At 59.4% G+C, this 16,412-nt stretch carries 17 protein-coding genes and 1 tRNA gene; 5 read left to right on the forward strand and 13 right to left on the reverse strand.

The genetic code is table 11. The annotated features are described in order from the left end of the window. Positions 1 to 5 precede the first annotated feature (5 nt). The 3 genes from BLQ41_RS07525 to BLQ41_RS07535 all read left to right on the forward strand — a co-directional run bounded on the left by BLQ41_RS07525 (position 6) and on the right by BLQ41_RS07535 (position 918). Positions 6 to 362 carry a type II toxin-antitoxin system RelE/ParE family toxin gene (locus tag BLQ41_RS07525; RefSeq protein ID WP_090179032.1) on the forward strand — a complete coding sequence of 119 codons (357 nt, stop codon included), beginning with the start codon at positions 6 to 8 and terminating at the stop codon, positions 360 to 362. Beyond that, on the forward strand, positions 355 to 675 hold the full coding sequence (locus BLQ41_RS07530) for a helix-turn-helix domain-containing protein (protein WP_090179034.1): 321 nt from the start codon (positions 355 to 357) through the stop codon (positions 673 to 675). The genes BLQ41_RS07525 and BLQ41_RS07530 overlap by 8 nt, the downstream gene beginning before the upstream one ends. 84 nt (positions 676 to 759) lie before the next feature. After that, entirely contained in the window at positions 760 to 918 is a 159-nt protein-coding gene (locus BLQ41_RS07535; protein ID WP_007904205.1) for a YqaE/Pmp3 family membrane protein, read from the forward strand. 105 nt (positions 919 to 1,023) lie between these two features. On the opposite strand, the gene BLQ41_RS07540 is transcribed toward BLQ41_RS07535, so the two are convergent. The 10 genes from BLQ41_RS07540 to BLQ41_RS07585 form a co-directional block, all read right to left on the reverse strand. Then, positions 1,024 to 2,850, reverse strand: a complete 1,827-nt coding sequence (locus BLQ41_RS07540) for a S9 family peptidase (protein WP_090179037.1) — start codon at positions 2,848 to 2,850, stop codon at positions 1,024 to 1,026. Further along, on the reverse strand, positions 2,816 to 3,958 hold the full coding sequence (gene pqqE, locus BLQ41_RS07545) for a pyrroloquinoline quinone biosynthesis protein PqqE (RefSeq protein ID WP_167360526.1): 1,143 nt from the start codon (positions 3,956 to 3,958) through the stop codon (positions 2,816 to 2,818). Before pqqE ends, BLQ41_RS07540 begins: the two co-directional genes overlap by 35 nt. Positions 3,959 to 3,962: 4 nt before the next feature. Next, a complete protein-coding gene (gene pqqD / locus BLQ41_RS07550; RefSeq protein ID WP_090179045.1) occupies positions 3,963 to 4,238 on the reverse strand; it encodes a pyrroloquinoline quinone biosynthesis peptide chaperone PqqD in 276 nt (91 codons plus the stop codon). After that, complete coding sequence (gene pqqC / locus BLQ41_RS07555; RefSeq protein ID WP_090179048.1) at positions 4,235 to 4,987, reverse strand: pyrroloquinoline-quinone synthase PqqC; 753 nt, start codon at positions 4,985 to 4,987, stop codon at positions 4,235 to 4,237. The genes pqqD and pqqC overlap by 4 nt, the downstream gene beginning before the upstream one ends. A gap of 139 nt (positions 4,988 to 5,126) precedes the next feature. Further along, entirely contained in the window at positions 5,127 to 6,038 is a 912-nt protein-coding gene (pqqB, locus tag BLQ41_RS07560; protein ID WP_090179050.1) for a pyrroloquinoline quinone biosynthesis protein PqqB, read from the reverse strand. Positions 6,039 to 6,111: 73 nt separating this feature from the next. Further along, the gene (pqqA, locus tag BLQ41_RS07565; RefSeq protein WP_009045898.1) at positions 6,112 to 6,186 is read right to left on the reverse strand and encodes a pyrroloquinoline quinone precursor peptide PqqA; all 75 of its coding nucleotides are present in this window, start codon (positions 6,184 to 6,186) and stop codon (positions 6,112 to 6,114) included. A 155-nt stretch (positions 6,187 to 6,341) separates the two neighbouring features. After that, positions 6,342 to 8,768 (reverse strand): pyrroloquinoline quinone biosynthesis protein PqqF, encoded by a 2,427-nt coding sequence (pqqF, locus tag BLQ41_RS07570; protein WP_090179053.1) that lies wholly within the window; start codon positions 8,766 to 8,768, stop codon positions 6,342 to 6,344. A gap of 48 nt (positions 8,769 to 8,816) precedes the next feature. After that, the gene (locus BLQ41_RS07575) at positions 8,817 to 9,611 is read right to left on the reverse strand and encodes a carbon-nitrogen hydrolase family protein (protein ID WP_090179056.1); all 795 of its coding nucleotides are present in this window, start codon (positions 9,609 to 9,611) and stop codon (positions 8,817 to 8,819) included. Between the two features lie 13 nt (positions 9,612 to 9,624). After that, positions 9,625 to 11,307 (reverse strand): flavin monoamine oxidase family protein, encoded by a 1,683-nt coding sequence (locus BLQ41_RS07580; RefSeq protein WP_090179059.1) that lies wholly within the window; start codon positions 11,305 to 11,307, stop codon positions 9,625 to 9,627. A 221-nt stretch (positions 11,308 to 11,528) separates the two neighbouring features. Further along, a complete protein-coding gene (locus BLQ41_RS07585; protein ID WP_090179061.1) occupies positions 11,529 to 11,990 on the reverse strand; it encodes an Lrp/AsnC family transcriptional regulator in 462 nt (153 codons plus the stop codon). 210 nt (positions 11,991 to 12,200) lie between these two features. Here BLQ41_RS07585 and BLQ41_RS07590 point away from each other — a divergent pair, with 210 nt between their 5' ends. Continuing rightward, on the forward strand, positions 12,201 to 14,519 hold the full coding sequence (locus tag BLQ41_RS07590; RefSeq protein WP_231997089.1) for a glucose/quinate/shikimate family membrane-bound PQQ-dependent dehydrogenase: 2,319 nt from the start codon (positions 12,201 to 12,203) through the stop codon (positions 14,517 to 14,519). Positions 14,520 to 14,665: 146 nt separating this feature from the next. Continuing rightward, positions 14,666 to 15,316, forward strand: a complete 651-nt coding sequence (locus tag BLQ41_RS07595) for a peptidase M41 (RefSeq protein WP_090188407.1) — start codon at positions 14,666 to 14,668, stop codon at positions 15,314 to 15,316. 41 nt (positions 15,317 to 15,357) lie between these two features. Here BLQ41_RS07595 and BLQ41_RS07600 read toward each other — a convergent pair whose 3' ends face one another. The 3 genes from BLQ41_RS07600 to BLQ41_RS07610 form a co-directional block, all read right to left on the reverse strand. Further along, positions 15,358 to 15,798, reverse strand: coding sequence for a transcriptional regulator (locus BLQ41_RS07600; protein WP_090179064.1), 441 nt, complete (start codon positions 15,796 to 15,798; stop codon positions 15,358 to 15,360). Between the two features lie 5 nt (positions 15,799 to 15,803). Further along, on the reverse strand, positions 15,804 to 16,124 hold the full coding sequence (locus BLQ41_RS31340; RefSeq protein ID WP_090179067.1) for a DUF4258 domain-containing protein: 321 nt from the start codon (positions 16,122 to 16,124) through the stop codon (positions 15,804 to 15,806). A gap of 208 nt (positions 16,125 to 16,332) precedes the next feature. After that, a tRNA-Ile gene (locus BLQ41_RS07610) sits at positions 16,333 to 16,409 on the reverse strand. Between the last annotated feature and the right edge of the window lie 3 nt (positions 16,410 to 16,412).

A 16,412-nucleotide genomic window follows, 5' to 3' on the forward strand; every position in this document is an offset into this window, starting at 1 on the left:
CGCCGATGTCACCAAGGTTATTCAAGACAAAAAGCTTTGCGATGCAGGCTGGTAAAGCATGGATCAGTGATGAAGAACTTCGGGAAGCATTCACCGAAATGCTCAATGGCCAAGCGGATGATCTCGGCGGCGGGGTCTGGAAAAAGCGTTTGAATGCCAACCGCCATCGATCGATCGTTCTGGCGAAGAGTGGGCGTTATTGGATCTATCAGGTGCTGTTTGCCAAGCAGGATCGGAGCAATATCAGTCCCAAGGAACTGAGTGATTTACGCACACTGGCGAAGACGTACGCCGGGCTGACAGATGTGCAAGTGCGACGGCTGCTGGATATGAAGGAGTTTGTGGAGATATCTCATGAGTAAAAAATTCAAAAGTGAAGTGTCTGAATCGATACACGAATCGGCCAGAGCCCTGTTTGCTGTCGGAGCAATCAGCAAGGCAACCATGCGCGAATTCGACGAGTCGTGCCTTGCAACGGTGCCAGAGTCCATTGATGCAGAGCAGATTAAAGCGCTACGCGAGCGCAACAATGTCAGCCAACCCGTGTTCGCTCGTTATCTGAACACCAGTGCTTCGACTGTAAAGAAATGGGAGGCAGGGGATAAACACCCCAGCGGCATGGCGCTGAAATTGTTGAGCATCGTGCAGAAACACGGTCTTGAGATATTGGCCTGATGGTCCGCACTGAACCCTGACGAACGACGCTGGTCGATTGACTGTGTGGCTCACACGAGCCAACTTTAATCAGGAGCTGACCCCATGGACTTTATTCGAATCATCATTGCCATTCTGTTGCCGCCATTGGGTGTGTTTCTGCAAGTCGGGTTCGCCGGCGCGTTCTGGCTGAATATTCTGCTGACGTTGTGCGGTTACATTCCTGGGATCGTGCATGCGGTGTACATCATCGCCAAGCGCTGAGTTTAGCGACGTCAGATAAACCGCTAACATCGATCGCGCCCGGAGCCGGCTCCGGGCGGCGATCCGACGAATGTACCGCCGCCATTTCTGCACAAAGCGCCGACTTCAGTCCGCCAACGCCATCACCTGCCGATAAAACATCCATTCCTGCTCGAGCGCATGGGCCTGGTTCCGCGCCTTGCGAAAGCCGTGGCGTTCATCCGCGTAGTAATGCGCTTGCACCAGAATCCCGTTGCCCTGCAGCGCGGTGACCATGTCGCGGGTCTGTTGCGGCACCACCACGGCGTCCAGTTCGCCCTGAAAGAAAATCACCGGCACGCTGATATTGTGCGCATGCAGCAGCGGCGTCCGCGCAGCGTAGCGTTCGGCATCGAGCAGCGGATCGCCGATCAGCCAGTCCAGATAATCGCCTTCGAATTTATGGGTCGCCCGCCCCAGTGCAACCGGATCGCTGACCCCATAGAGGCTGGCGCCAGCGCGGAAGACCTTGTGAAAGGCCAACGCGCAAAGAGTGGTGTAGCCGCCGGCACTGCCACCGCGAATAAATGCCTTGTCGCCGTCGATCAATCCGCGTCCGGCGAGATGGGCGACGACAGCGCAGGCGTCCTCCACATCCACCTCGCCCCAACTCAAATGCAGGGCCTGGCGATAAGCCCGGCCATAGCCGCTGCTGCCACGATAGTTGAGGTCCGCCACAGCGAAGCCGCGTTGCGTCCAGTACTGGATGCGCGGATCAAGCATCGGGTAGCACGCCGAAGTCGGGCCGCCGTGAATGAACACCACCAGCGGCGGCTTTGCGTCGGCGGTCATCGCCGGATAGAAGAAGCCGTGGGCTTCACCCGCGCCGCTGGGGTAGCGCAGGGTTTGCGGGACGCTGATCTGTTCGGCGGGCAACGGGGCAATGCCTCCGGCCAATACATTGACCTGCCGCGTAGTGCGGTCGATAGCAATGACCGCTGCTGGACTGACCGGCGAAGCGGCGATGCAGTAAATGGATTGCTCATCCAGGGCGAGATGGCGAAAGCGGCTGTAGTCGCCAGTGAAATCCTCACTGACGTCGCCGCATAAACCCAAACGACCAAACCCGCCTTCCGTCCAGCTTGCCAGGTAGTTGCTGTCGCCCAGCGGCAACCAAGTGCTGCCACCCAGCTGCCACGGCGCCGGTCCATGATCGGCGGCGGCGCTCGGCAGTGGGCTCAGGCCATCCGCCGACTCCACCCAAGGCTGCCAATAACCGCCGCGATCGGTCAGGCAAAACAGACGGCCGTCGCTATCGAAACGAGGTTGTTGCAACGACTCCTGAATACCCTCGCCGGCCACGCAACGCGATTGGGCGAAACCACCCTCGCTTTGGCGTTCGGCAACCATCAGGCGGGTCGCGGTCCATGGCTGATCCGGACGGCTCCATTCGATCCACGCCAATCGTTGCGAGTCGGGACTCAGCGTCGGTGCGGCGTAGAAATCGGCGCTCTCGGCCAGCAGATGTCGCCGGCCGTCTGCCACATCGATCGCCACCAGTTGATGCCGATCACGATGCTCTTCAACCGCCAGCACCTGACCGTTGGCGAACTGCAGGTCGCCGTAACGGCACTCCCCCGACGTCAGCGCCTCAGGCGCCTCTCCAGCCATTGATTGCCGATACAGCTGCTGGTCCGCCTCGTTGACGAAAACAATCCCGTCATCGGTCAGGCAAAACGCGCCACCGCCGTATTCGTACACCCGACTGCGCACGCTGAAGCCTGCCGGCGTCAGGCACTGCGCCTGGCCATCGCGCCAGTGCCAGATCCGGCAGGCGGCATCCTCGGGACGGTACTCGTTCCAGAACAGGCCATGCTTGCCGACCTGCAACTCGGCGAAGTCGATACCGGCCGCGACGGCCCGGGTTGCGCTGAAGGGTTCAGCCCTTGGCGATGAGTCGTGAGTTTCGTTCATTGCGAAAGGCCAGTTGTTCGATGGTCTGAGTCGCGTGCTCGGCTTCTTCGCGGGCCTTGAGGATCACGCCGTGATGTTCGGACTTGCTGCACACCGGGTCGGCATTGCTTGCGTCACCCGTGAGCATGAACGCCTGGCAGCGACAGCCGCCGAAGTCCTTTTCCTTTTCGTCGCAGGAGCGGCACGGCTCGGGCATCCAGTCGTAACCGCGAAAGCGGTTGAAGCCGAACGAGTCGTACCAGATGTGCTGCATGCTGTGGTCGCGCACATTGGGAAACTGCACCGGCATCTGCCGCGCGCCGTGACACGGCAATGCGGTGCCGTCCGGCGTGACGGTCAGAAAGATGCTGCCCCAGCCGTTCATGCAGGCTTTCGGGCGCTCTTCGTAGTAGTCCGGCGTGACGAAAATCAGCTTGCACGGATGCCCTTCGGCTTCCAGCTTGGCGCGGTATTCGTTGGTGATGCGTTCGGCTCGGACCAGCTGTTCCCTGGTCGGTAACAGGCCGACCCGATTGAGCTGCGCCCAACCGTAGAACTGGCACGTGGCGAGCTCGACGAAGTCGGCCTCAAGGGCTATGCACAGCTCGATGATCCGGTCGATCTTGTCGATATTGTGCCGATGGGTCACGAAGTTCAGCACCATCGGATAGCCGTGGGCTTTCACCGCTCGGGCCATTTCCAGTTTCTGCGCGAAGGCTTTTTTCGAGCCGGCCAACAAGTTATTCACTTGTTCGTCGCTGGCCTGAAAGCTGATCTGGATATGGTCCAGGCCGGCCTTCTTGAAGTCGCTGATTTTCTGCTCGGTGAGGCCGATGCCGGAGGTGATCAGGTTGGTGTAGAAACCCAGGTTACGCGCCTCGGCGATCAGTTCGGCGAGGTCCTGGCGCACCAGCGGCTCGCCGCCGGAAAAGCCCAGTTGCGCGGCGCCCATCTCCCGCGCTTCGCGGAACACCTTGATCCACTGCTCGGTGCTCAACTCTTTGCCTTGCTCGGCGAAGTCCAGCGGGTTGGAGCAGTAGGGACATTGCAGCGGGCAACGATATGTCAGCTCGGCGAGCAGCCAGAGCGGCAAGCCGATTTCAGGTTTAGGCGGTAACGTGACTGACACGGAATCAGACAAGTTCGATCCAGTGCTGAGCACGGGCGACCTCCATGAATTGCTCGATGTCTTCACCGAGTTCGGGCACGCCGGGGAATTGCTCGTCGAGTTTGGCGATGATCGCCGCAACATCGCGTTCACCGTCGATCAAGCCGCCGATCAGCGCGGCGCTTTCGTTGAGTTTGATCATGCCTTCCGGGTACAGCAGGACATGGCCTTTCTGCGCGGGTTCATATTGGTAGCGGTAGCCCTGACGCCAGGTCGGGATCTTGCTGCGATCGAAACTCATAAGGTGATTCCTTTATGCCAGACCCGTTGCGCGGTCACGCTGTGATACGGCGGGCGGTTCAGTTCGTAAGCCATGCTCATGGCATCGAGCATGCTCCAAAGAATGTCCAGTTTGAACTGGAGAATTTCCAGCATGCGTTCCTGGCCTTCGCGCGTGGTGTAGTGCTGCAAGGTGATGGCCAGACCGTGCTCGACATCGCGGCGTGCCTGGCCCAGGCGGGTGCGGAAATACTCGTAGCCGGCCGGATCGATCCACGGGTAGTGCTGCGGCCAGCTGTCCAGACGCGACTGGTGGATCTGCGGTGCGAACAGCTCGGTCAGCGAACTGCTGGCGGCTTCCTGCCAGCAGGCTCGGCGAGCGAAGTTGACATAGGCGTCCACGGCGAAACGCACGCCGGGCAGGACCAGTTCCTGGGAGCGCAACTGATCCGGGTCGAGGCCGACAGCCTGGCCCAGACGCAGCCAGGCTTCGATGCCGCCGTCTTCGCCGGGCGCGCCGTCATGGTCGAGCAGACGCTGAATCCACTCGCGACGGATCTCGCGATCCGGGCAATTGGCGAGGATGGCAGCGTCTTTCAGGGGGATGTTCACCTGATAGTAGAACCGGTTGGCGACCCAGCCCTGGATCTGCTCGCGGGTCGCCCGGCCTTCATACATCGCCACGTGATACGGGTGATAGATGTGGTAATACGCGCCCTTGGCGCGCAGGGCCGCTTCGAACTCGGCGGGGGACATCGGGGTGTCAGTCATTTCAGTTCTCCGGGTACGACCGGTGGATTCTTGGGTGTCAGGACCGGCCTCATCGCCAGCAGGCTGGCTCCCACAAGTGATCGCATTCCCCTGTGGGAGCCAGCCTGCTGGCGATAGACTGCGCCGCGGTCTTGATGTCCTACAACACAATACTCATGCCGTCATACGCCACTTCAACCTGGCGCCGAGCCAACTCCGCACGCTCCGGCGAATCCTCATCGAGAATCGGGTTGGTGTTGTTGATGTGGATAAGCACCTTGCGCTGCTTGGGCAATTGCTCCAGCACTTCGAGCATGCCGCCAGGGCCGTTCTGCGCCAGGTGACCCATTTCCCGACCTGTACGTGTGCCGACGCCACGGCGTTGCATTTCGTCGTCATCCCACATCGTGCCGTCCACCAGCAGGCAATCGCTGGCGGCCATGATCTCCAGGAGCGGCGCGTCGACCTTGCCCAGGCCCGGGGCGTAGAACAGTTTGCCACCGGTGTTCAGGTCCTCGACGATCAGGCCGATGTTGTCGCCCGGGTGCGGGTCGAAGCGATGCGGCGAGTAGGGGGGCGCGGCGCTGCGCAGGGGCAGCGGGGTGAAGCGCAAACTCGGGCAGGCCGGGATGATGAAACTGCGATCGAGTTCGATGCGGTTCCAATCCAGCCCGCCATTCCAGTGGGTCAGCATGGTGAACAGCGGGAAACCGGTGCTCAGGTCTTCGTGGACCATGTCGGTGCACCAGACCTGGTGCGGGCAACCTTCGCGAAGGCTGAGCAGGCCAGTGGTGTGGTCGATCTGGCTGTCCATCAGAATGATCGCGCTGATGCCGGTATCGCGCAGGGCGCGGCCCGGTTGCATCGGGGTAAAGCTTTGAAGCTGGGCACGGATGTCCGGCGATGCGTTGCACAGGATCCAGTTCACGCCGTCATCGGAAATCGCGATGGATGACTGGGTTCGCGCCTTGGCCTTGAGGCTGCCGTTGCGAAAACCTGCGCAGTTCACGCAGTTGCAGTTCCACTGGGGGAAACCACCGCCAGCGGCGGAACCTAGAATCTGGACAAACATGGCCGCTCCATCATTTCAACACTGAAAATAAAAACGCCTCGGCAATACCGAGGCGTTGAACCGCACGACAATCTTAGCGGCTTGCGAAGTACATGGTGACTTCAAAGCCGATACGCAGGTCGGTGTAAGCAGGTTTGGACCAGGACATGGGAGCGCTCCTCAGGGTGATGGGACGGTTGGGATCTATACATATAGTCCACCTCCAGCCGGAGATGTTCAGATAGTTAGGTGGCTATGTTACTCAAAATTACCGATTGATTGGCCTGCAATCTCGGAAAAAGCTAATTGCGCCAGCGGTAATGATCATTTTGTCACTTGCCAAGGTGCTTGCGGCTCCGAACTGCTGGCCAGGCAGCGCCAGCCACCTTCGGCGTTGCTCAGTCTATGCGCGGCGGCGAGCAGGGCGTCGCGGTCGATGGCCAGAATCGACAAGGGCAGTTGCGTCAGGTAATCCGACGAACGGCCAGCCTGCTTGCCTTGCCAGAGCAGTTCGGCGGCTTGGGCCAAAGGTAATGCTGCCTCCTTGAATTGATCGGACAACGCCTGACGCTGTGCGATGAATGTAGCCTCCTCGATTTCGCTGATCATGGCGGGCAAGTCGCTCAGGAAGCGTTCCATGTGCTCCAGCAACTTCAATGGTGCGGTGCCCGGAGATTGCACACCAAACACAATGCCGGTCTGCCCATGGATCTGGCGCAGTGCGCTGAACACCGCGTAACCCAGTTGCAGCTCCACGCGCAGGCGCTGATAGATCGGGGTCTGACAGACGAGCGCCAACAAGCGCCAGACAGCTTCTTCGCAGATGTCCTGCGTTGCCGCCGGGCAGAACAGTACCAACGCATGTTCGCTGGAACCGGTGTCGAGCGTTGCCCACAGACGCTGCGAGTTGATCGATGGTGGCGTAGACGCTTGGGTGTCGGCAACGCCGGGCACGCGGCTCAGGGTCATACCCAAGGCCGCTTGAGTGTGTGCTGACAAGCCGACCGCCAGGCCTTCCCAGCGTGCACTCGACCACAGTTGCTGCAAGTCGCCAGAGACGGCCAAACGCTCGAGGCAAAGATCGGGCAGTGCCTTGAGCAGGTGTTTAATTGGTATGAGTGCAGGGCTTTTCGGCTCTTCCTGTGAGAAATCTCTGTCAGGCGTTGTAAGTGCTTTGAGCGCATGTTCGAGGACCGTCGGCATCGGCGCCTGAAGCCCCGTCATCTTCAGCAACCATTCATTGCCTGAGGCGCAGAAAGACACGTCAACGCCAGCCTGACGTGCATCTTCGCGCAACGACTGCAGGCCATTTTCCAGATGGTATTGAAGGCGCGAGTGCGGTTTGGACTCGAGGCGCCAGCGCAGATAAATCGCACCTTGTGCCGTGTTGTCCGGCAAGGCCTGGCTGAACTGCATCGGGGAGTTTTCCCGGCGACTGCGTGAGCGGTCCTGGGCAAACGTTCTCAGGCCTCGGTGTTTGCTGGTTTGCCCGCGAATCAGCCCGGCATTTTGCGCCGGTGCCTCGACGTGTAAGAACGGGTTGGGCGTTGGCAGTTGCCAGTCGCCAATGAAATTATCCACAGCGCCGATTTTCTTCAGGATGTCCTTGAGGGCTACAACGCCTTCTCCGGATAACCCGTCTTCAAGCTGTTCGCTGTCGCGCCGGGCCAATTCCAGAGCACTGCTGACTTGTTGCTGGCGCTCAAGCACCGTGGCGTACTCTTCGCGCAGGCGAGCCCAGTCTTGCTTCGAGGAAAAAAAGCCCAGCCAATCCTGGAGTTTCTCGCGAATCGCGCTCGCCGGCGCAGCTTGTGTCAACTCGATGTGCAGTACGGCTTGTCCGGAAAACTGATACAGCAGTCTGGCGTTCAAATGGTCAGCCAAACCGCGCGAGCGCAATTCAGCCAGCAACCCTCCAGGTTTCGCAGCGTTCAACCAATGGCACAGGAACGCCAACGCTTGGGCCGATGAAGGCAGTAGCGATTCGAAAGCAAACAGCAGATCGAGCCTGGGTTCGTTTACCTGTTGATAACTTGTCTGTGAAGACTCCATCAGCGGCACAGGTGCCACTTGCGGGATGTTTGCTCCCGCAGGAATCGCCGCGCCGAAGCTCTGCGCCAGTTGCTTGAGCTCTTCAATACTTTGCGGGCCGGCCATGCTCAGCGTCATCTGCCCGGTTCGATAAAACTGCTGATGGAAATCTTTCAGCGCTTGCTGAAAAGTTAGTTGCTGCACGGGAAGGGTGTCGCGATTGCCGGCATGAAAACCACGCAATGGGTGACTCGGTGACAGTCCGTTGAACAGCGCCAATTGCTGTTGCGCTTTCTCATCCTGCGACCAGGCGACAAATTCTGCATGCAGCACTTCCCGTTCCCGCTGCTGATCGTCCAGATTCATACGCGGATGAGCGAGCATGTCTGATAGACGATCAAGGCCAGCGGAAAATGCTTGCGGTGGCAGTTCGAAAAAGAAATCGGTGGTGCGTTCGCTGGTGCGCGCGTTCACCTGACCGCCATGACCCTGGACGTAGGCCATCAGCCCTTGCCCCGCGGGAAAACGCTCCGTCCCCAGAAACAGCAGATGTTCAAGAAAATGCGCCAGACCGGGCCACGCCAGCGGCACGTCGTGGCTGCCCGCAGAAACCCGCAACGCAGCAGCGCAGCGCTTCAAATCTGGTGCATGACGCAGCGTCACCCGCAGGCCGTTGGCCAGGGTTTCAGTGTGGGGGCGAGGGGGATTCAGCGCAGGCATGAGCACTTCCAGAACAGAGAAGCGCTAATGCTAGCGGATAACGCTGACTCAGCGCTTGTTCAGTGCACCGTAAAGCTCGGGACGACGATCGATCAAATAGCGGTTGGCCGCGCGGGAATCGATCATTAACTGCCGGTCCAACTCGCCGACAATCAGCGCTTCATCCAGGCCCGCCTGGGCGATACGGCTGCCATCCGGTGCGGCGATGCTGCTCTGGCCGCAATAGTGGATCTCGCCTTCCTGCCCGCAATAGTTGGCATACGCCACATAACACTGGTTTTCAAAGGCGCGGGAACGCACGGTGACGTCGGCCACGAAATCGAAGGGAATCATGTTCGCCGTCGGCACCAGGATCAGCTCGGCGCCGGCCAGGGCCAGGCGGCGAGCATTTTCCGGGAACTCCAGGTCGTAGCAGATCAGAAAGCCGAGCTTCCAGCCGTTGAGTTCAACCAGCGGAAACTCGTCTTGCCCGGCGCTGAACATCGAGTGATCGAGGTCGCCGAACAGGTGCGTCTTGCGGTAGTTGCAAAGGCGCTCGCCGTTGGCGTCGATCAACTGCACGGCGTTGTAGATCTGCCCGTCCTCGGTGCGCTCGGGGTAGCCATACAAAATGGCGATCCCCGCCGTCTTGGCAATGCGCGCGATCTGCTGGGCCGATTCACCGTTGTGCACTTCCGCCAGGACGCTGACCGCATCGAGGCCGATGTTGTAGCCGGTCAGGAACATCTCCGGTAGCACCAGCAAGTCTGCGCCCTTGGCCTCCAGCGCCAGTTGATGCAGACGTTGCAGATTACCGGCGACATCCAGGGGTAACGGTGGACATTGGTACAGGGCTACGCGCATTTCTCGATTCCTTTTACTCGGGCAGGGCGATCGGACCGATCTCGTTGAACACATCACCTGGACCCGGGTTCTCGGCGTGAGTTTCACCGCCGAAGTGTTTCATGATCCCCCACACCGCATTGAGCGAGGTCTGTACCGCACCTTCGACCCACGCCGGCGTCCACGAAACGTCGTCACCGGCAATGAAGATCCCGCGTTGCTCGGCCGGCATGTCGTCCTGCATGAAGTGCGCGTACATGCGCTGGTTGTAGCGGTAGTGACCGGGCAGGGCGCCTTTGAAAGCCCCGAGGAAATGCGGGTCGGCTTCCCATGACACGGTGATCGGATCGCCGATGATGCGCGCTGCGATGTCGACTTTCGGGTAGATCTTCTTCAATGCGTCCAGCGCCAGTTTCACGCGCTTCTCAACCGGGTGCGGGAGCATTTTCAACGCGTCGCTCATCCACGAGTACGACAGGCAAATCACCCCTGGCTTGTCGTCGCCGTTGTCGAACAGGTACGTGCCGCGGGTCAGGCGATCGGTCAGGGTCATGCTCATCAGGTCGCGGCCGGTTTCCGGATCCTTGTCCTTCCAGAACGGGCGGTCGACCATGACGAAGGTTTTCGACGATTGCATGTAGCGGGTGCGGTCCAGGGCCATCCACATCTTTTGCGAAAACAGCGTTTCGTCGCATTCGATCTGCGTGGTCAGCAGCCAGCTCTGGCAGGTGGTCAGCACCGCTGCGTATTCGCGGGTGTCGCCATAGGTGTCGGTGACGGCGAAACGGCCGCCCGGCGCGTGGGCAATTTTCTTCACCCCGGAGCGTGGTGCGCCCCGGTGCAACGAACTCAGGCTGGTGCCTTCAGGCCAGTGCACGCAACGCTCCGGCACATGGCGCCAGATGCCCAGTGGTACTTGTTCCACGCCGCCAACCACCAGGTGCTGGTGATCGTCGCAGTTAGTCATGACCACGCGGAAGATTTCCAGCATCGAGTTCGGGAAATCGGAGTCCCAGCCGCCGGTGCCGAAACCGACCTGACCGAACACTTCGCGGTGATGGAACGACAGCTTGGCGAAGGCTTTGGAGGTGGCGACGAAGTCGTAGAAGGTGCGGTCATCCCACAGCGGAACCAGGGTGTTCCACAGCTCTTTGAGGCGCGGCACATCGCGGTCGCGGATGGCTTGCTGGATATCGGCGAACTGCGAACCGGCTTCCAGTGCGTCCGCCCAGGCGTCAGCCACTTCCTGGAACAGTGCAGGAAGATCCGCCAGTTTCTGTGCGTAATGGGTTTTGCCTTCGATGTCGATCACCGTGCTGCCCGACGCGGGCGTCAGCGGGTTCGGGAAGGGCTTGGTTTGCAGGCCGAGCTTGTCGACGTAGTGATAAAACGCGGTGGACGATACCGGGAAGCGCATGCCGCCCAGCTCGGCGATGATGCCTTCAGCGCCATTGAACGCCTGCGAACGAAGACGGCCGCCCATTTTCGAGGCTTCGTAGACGACGGGTTTGAGACCCAGCTTCATCAACTCGTAAGCTGCTACCAGGCCGGCGATACCCGCGCCGACAATCGCCACTTCGGCACCGTGGTTGTGTGTAGGAATACTGCCCAGGCCGGCCGGGTGTTCGATCCAGTCGTCAAAGCCGAAAGGGAAGTCCGGGCCGAAAATAGTGACTGGTTTTTTACCGTCTGCAGGATGGCGATTGTTCTTGTTCATGGCTGACCTTGCTGGCGACCCGACGCGGAATGCGCATCTGAGTATAGGAAAAGATGGCAGCCATTCTAGAGAGCGTAGAACACGTTAATAAGACGCAATGTGTCGTCGTTTTGCCGAATAACTGATCAATATGACGATCATCTGCTACATACCGTCCAAAGTGGGAGCGGGCTTGCCCGCGATGAGGTCTGATCAGGCAATCGAGAACGACCGGTCAAAACTCAAACCGGCTGCCCCCGATCAATCTTGCTGCTCAGGATGATCGAAGTCGTCGTCTTCTCCACCCCGTCCACACTGCCGATCTGATCGAGCAACTGATCCAGCTGCTCCGGCGAATCGGTGCGCAACCACGCCACGTAATCAAATTCGCCACTCACTGCACACAGTTGCTGCACCTGTGCCATGGCGCTGAGCCGGCGCAACACTTCCTTGCCCGAGCGCGGTTGCACCGTGATCCCGACATACGCCTGCAAGCCGCCATCGACCACCCGCTGACCTAAACGCACGCCATAACCGGTGATGACTTTGGTTTTCTCCAGTCGCGCCAGGCGTGAGGTCACCGTGGTGCGGGCGATGCCCAGTTGGCGAGCGAGCATGGCCACGCTCTCGCGAGCGTTGATTTGCAAGGCCGCGATCAATTGGCGGTCGATTTCGTCAAGGACGGGCGGGCGGGTGTCAGGCAAGGGTCGTCTCCGGCAACACAAAACTTTGATTTGGCATGTTACAGCACGGCTCGCACAGCGCAGGTTTGATCTGGCCCCAGTACCGTTCGGGACATTTTTATCTGCGACAAATTGCCATAAGTAACTAGGTAGTACATCATTTCGCGCTTGTCACAAATGGGGATAATTTCCGACATGAATAGTTCTGGGGCTGCCGGCGGCGGCAAATAGTTGCTGTTGGGGCTGGGTGTCCTGATCGCGTTGATCGGACTCGGCCTGGCCGGCGGCGGTGGTTATCTGATGTCGCTCGGCGGAAGCGCGTACTTCTTGCTGATGGGCCTGGCGATGCTGGTGTCGGGGCTGATGATTGCCCGTTGCAAGCCGCAAGGCGCGTGGCTGTATGGCGTGGCGTTGATCTTGACGGCGATCTGGGCGGTGTGGGACGGCGGTTTTGAATACTGGCCGCTGGTCTCGCGCGTGCTGACCTTTGCCGTGATCGGCCTGGTCGTGGCGCTGATCTATCCGACGCTGGTGCGTGCTTCGGGCGCGACGGCGGGCCGCGGCGCTTATGGTTTGGCCGGTATCCTCGGCCTCGGCGTTGTTGCCACGATGGCGTACATGTTCGTGCCGACTCACGTCGTCAAAGCCAGCACTGAGCCGGCTGTAACGCCGGTCACACCCGGCTCCGAGCAGAAGGACTGGGCCCACTGGGGCAACACCACGGCCGGCAACCGTTTTGCCGCGCTGGATCAGATCAACAAAGGCAACATCGACAAGTTGCAGGTGGCGTGGACCTTCCGCACCGGCGACATCCCGCAAAGTACCGGTGCTGGCGCCGAAGACCAGAACACGCCGCTGCAAATCGGCGACACGGTCTACACCTGCACCGCCTACGGCAAAGTCTTCGCCCTGGACGCCGACACCGGCACTCAGCGCTGGAAATTCGATCCGCAAGGCACCGCGCCTAACTGGCAACGCTGCCGGGGCCTGGGCTATTCCGAAACCCCTGCGTCGTCGGACACCCAGCCCACCGCCTGTACGAAACGTCTGTTTCTGCCGACCGGCGATGCGCGTCTGATCGCGATCAATGCCGACACCGGCAAGCCCTGCGAAGAGTTCGGCAACAAAGGCACGGTCGATCTGACCACCGACATGGGCGAAGTAAAGCCCGGTTACTACCAGCAGACCTCGACCCCATTGGTTGCAGGTGATGTGGTGATTGTCGGCGGTCGTGTTGCCGATAACTATTCCACCGGCGAACCGCCAGGCGTTGTCCGCGCATACGACGTGCGCAGTGGTGAACTGGTGTGGGCGTGGGATCCGGGTAACCCGAACACAACCAAACGTCCGCCGGCCGGTGAGACCTACACCCGCGGCACGCCGAACGTCTGGTCGGCCATGTCCTATGACGCCAAACTCGGTCTCGTGTACCTGCCAACCGGCAACGCCACACCAGACTTTTTCGGCGGGCAGCGCACGGCATTCGATGACAAGTGGAACTCGTCCATCGTTGCCGTCGATGTGAAGACCGGTCAGGTGCGTTGGCACTTCCAGACCACTCACCACGATTTGTGGGACTTTGACCTGCCGGCGCAGCCACTGCTGTACGACGTGCCGGACGAAAAAGGCGGCATTCAGCCGGCCTTGGCGCAAGTCACCAAACAGGGCGAGATTTTCCTGCTCAACCGCGAAACCGGCGTGCCAATCGCCCGCGTCGAGGAACGTCCGGTGCCTCAGGGCAACGTACCCGGTGAACGCTACTCGCCGACCCAGCCGTTCTCGGTGGACATGCCGTCAATCGGCAACAAAACCCTGACCGAGTCCGACATGTGGGGCGCCACGCCGTTTGACCAGTTGATGTGTCGCATCCAGTTCAAAGGCATGCGCCACGAAGGCGTCTACACCCCGCCGGGCCTTGATCGTGCGTTGCAATTCCCCGGCTCGCTGGGGGGCATGAACTGGGGCAGCGTTTCGGTGGACCCGAACACGAACTACATGTTCGTCAACGACATGCGCCTGGGCCTGGCCAACTACATGATCCCGCGCAACAAGATTGCCGCCGGGGCCAGTGGCATTGAAATGGGCGTAGTACCGCAAGAAGGCACGCCGTTCGGTGCCATGCGCGAGCGCTTCCTCTCGGCAGCCGGCATTCCGTGCCAGAAACCGCCGTTCGGCACGATGTCCGCCATCGACCTGAAGACCCACAAACTGATGTGGCAGGTCCCGGTCGGCACCGTGCAAGACACCGGTCCGCTGGGCATCCGCATGCACCTGCCGATCCCGATCGGCATGCCGACCCTCGGCGCTTCGCTGGCCACCCAGTCGGGCCTGTTGTTCTTCGCCGGTACTCAGGATTTCTACCTGCGTGCTTTCGATACCGGCAACGGTAATGAAATCTGGAAGTCGCGTTTGCCCGTCGGTAGCCAGTCGGGGCCGATGACCTACGTTTCGCCTAAAACCGGCAAGCAGTACATCCTGTTGACGGTCGGTGGCGCACGTCAGTCGCCGGATCGCGGTGACTATGTGATTGCCTACGCTTTGCCCAAGTAAGGTCTGAATCGCAGGTACGAAAAAGCCGCGCCATTGCGCGGCTTTTTCTATTGTGGAGTTCAACCCGGTTGGGGTGCGGATGCCAGGATGGACACCAACGGACAGTCATAGTCGAATGCGATATCGAGGGATGCGAGGTGATGAACATGACGCAGAAAATGCCTTTCGCTGTACGGGATCATGCGATGCAGATTGCCCATCACGAAATGGGGCACTACGTCGTCGCCCGCGCCTTGGGGTTTGAAACGGGTGGCGTAACCCTGACAGTCACCATGGACTTGAGGCATCAAGCGGGGGCCTCCATTACCCTGGCGCGGTCAATGTCGTCGATAGACGCCATCAAGGACTATCTCGAAGCCCGGATGATGGTGCTCTTCGCTGGCGCGATGGGGCAGTCATTGGCCTCGGAGCAGTCTTTCGGAAAACGCGCCGATAAGCGCAAGGCGGCCGAGATCCTGAAAGGGGAGCAGGGGGCGGAACAGGATTACGCAAAAATAAGAGAGCTAGGACACTTGCTGCGCAACATCACTTACCCCGATACGAATCCGGCGTCGTCTGACCGTACAGCGGCCGAGCTGAAAGAGATTACGGATCGCCTGTGGTTTCGGACTCAAACCATCGTCGAAGAACTGGCCGATACGATTACCGGATTGGCGGGGATGCTGGTAGACGGCATGGTCATTGTCGAGCAATGGGGCAGGGCGGCGGATACGTATGAGGGGGTGTTGACGAGGAATGTGCTGGAAGGGCTTCAGGCTGTGCGGGCAATCCCTGCGTCAGGTGTCAGAACTTATTAACCCCGGCATTTCTGCCGGGGCTGTCAGCAACGTAGTCAGGCTCATGCGCATACTTTCGCCTGATTGTGCCATTCGCCTTCGAACTCCAGATTCAGTTTATAAAGGTCGTGGTCCAGTTTGTTGATGGTATTGATAGCCGCCATCAGATCCGCTTCGCCAGTCTTGGCTTCAAGATAAAGGCCACGCAAATACCGGTCGTTTACCATCGGGATTTTGTCGGTTTTTTCCCAGATCGCTACGGCTTGACTCGTCAAACCGACGATCTCGGCGAGACTTTCCTGAGACAGCCCAAGCTCTTTTCTTAAAAATCTAAACTCAGCCCCCGTCAGCACTGAAGGCTTCTCAGCGATGGCCTTGCCGATTACGTCATGCAGGCCCTTCACATCCGTGATGGCGACAGACTCGCCATATGCGGTCTGTTTCACCACGAAGCCATTGCTAAGCCATACGTTCGGTAGGCCGCTTTCTACGTAGTGGTACATAAAATTCACCCCTGCTTTTGTATCGTGGTCACTATGACGAGAAATGTCCCGTCGTCATCAACGTCGATAGCGCCGATGACCTGGAGAGGCGACCCAGCTCTAAACCAGGAAATAGTAAATCTCCAATCACCCCCAGGCTGCCGAAACGGCCCTTCGGTGATCTGCCCTTTTCCTAGGCAGTCCATCACATCCGGCATGGTCACACTTCGCTCAATCATTCGAGCTTTGGCATGCGGAGAGTAAAAGATGCGATCAGATACCTCCGAAAGCTCACGTATTATTTCGAGAGCTTTCTTTTTGGGTAGTGGAAAAGGAAGGAGGCTCATTGGTTTTCTATAGTATTTATAGGTTGGGCTATCCTAAAGTTCAAGACTGGATTGTCAAATTCGATTGTGTGTCTGCGATTAACGTTGTTTCGTTAGTAACCCATGTGGACACTTTGTGGATGTTTTAAGCCTCTTTTGAAAAAAACACGCTTGCAGAAACCTGAACATCAGAAACGAAAAAGCCGCGCATTTGCGCGGCTTTCGTGTTTGGTGGGCCCACACGGACTTGAACCGTGGACCAAAGGATTATGAGTCCTCTGCTCTAACCAACTGAGCTATAGGCCCTCA

This window comes from Pseudomonas arsenicoxydans (assembly GCF_900103875.1).
Classification (GTDB): domain Bacteria; phylum Pseudomonadota; class Gammaproteobacteria; order Pseudomonadales; family Pseudomonadaceae; genus Aquipseudomonas; species Aquipseudomonas arsenicoxydans.

Excerpts from the sequence above, each read along its gene's own strand:
- BLQ41_RS07525 (WP_090179032.1), top strand. The coding sequence starts at position 6 with ATGTCACCAAGGTTATTCAAGACAAAAAGCTTTGCGATGCAGGCTGGT.
- BLQ41_RS07530 (WP_090179034.1), top strand. The coding sequence starts at position 355 with ATGAGTAAAAAATTCAAAAGTGAAGTGTCTGAATCGATACACGAATCG.
- BLQ41_RS07535 (WP_007904205.1), top strand. The coding sequence starts at position 760 with ATGGACTTTATTCGAATCATCATTGCCATTCTGTTGCCGCCATTGGGT.
- BLQ41_RS07540 (WP_090179037.1), bottom strand. The coding sequence starts at position 2,850 with ATGAACGAAACTCACGACTCATCGCCAAGGGCTGAACCCTTCAGCGCA.
- pqqD (WP_090179045.1), bottom strand. The coding sequence starts at position 4,238 with ATGAGTTTCGATCGCAGCAAGATCCCGACCTGGCGTCAGGGCTACCGC.
- pqqC (WP_090179048.1), bottom strand. The coding sequence starts at position 4,987 with ATGACTGACACCCCGATGTCCCCCGCCGAGTTCGAAGCGGCCCTGCGC.
- pqqB (WP_090179050.1), bottom strand. The coding sequence starts at position 6,038 with ATGTTTGTCCAGATTCTAGGTTCCGCCGCTGGCGGTGGTTTCCCCCAG.
- pqqF (WP_090179053.1), bottom strand. The coding sequence starts at position 8,768 with ATGCCTGCGCTGAATCCCCCTCGCCCCCACACTGAAACCCTGGCCAAC.
- BLQ41_RS07575 (WP_090179056.1), bottom strand. The coding sequence starts at position 9,611 with ATGCGCGTAGCCCTGTACCAATGTCCACCGTTACCCCTGGATGTCGCC.
- BLQ41_RS07580 (WP_090179059.1), bottom strand. The coding sequence starts at position 11,307 with ATGAACAAGAACAATCGCCATCCTGCAGACGGTAAAAAACCAGTCACT.
- BLQ41_RS07595 (WP_090188407.1), top strand. The coding sequence starts at position 14,666 with ATGACGCAGAAAATGCCTTTCGCTGTACGGGATCATGCGATGCAGATT.
- BLQ41_RS07600 (WP_090179064.1), bottom strand. The coding sequence starts at position 15,798 with ATGTACCACTACGTAGAAAGCGGCCTACCGAACGTATGGCTTAGCAAT.
- BLQ41_RS31340 (WP_090179067.1), bottom strand. The coding sequence starts at position 16,124 with ATGAGCCTCCTTCCTTTTCCACTACCCAAAAAGAAAGCTCTCGAAATA.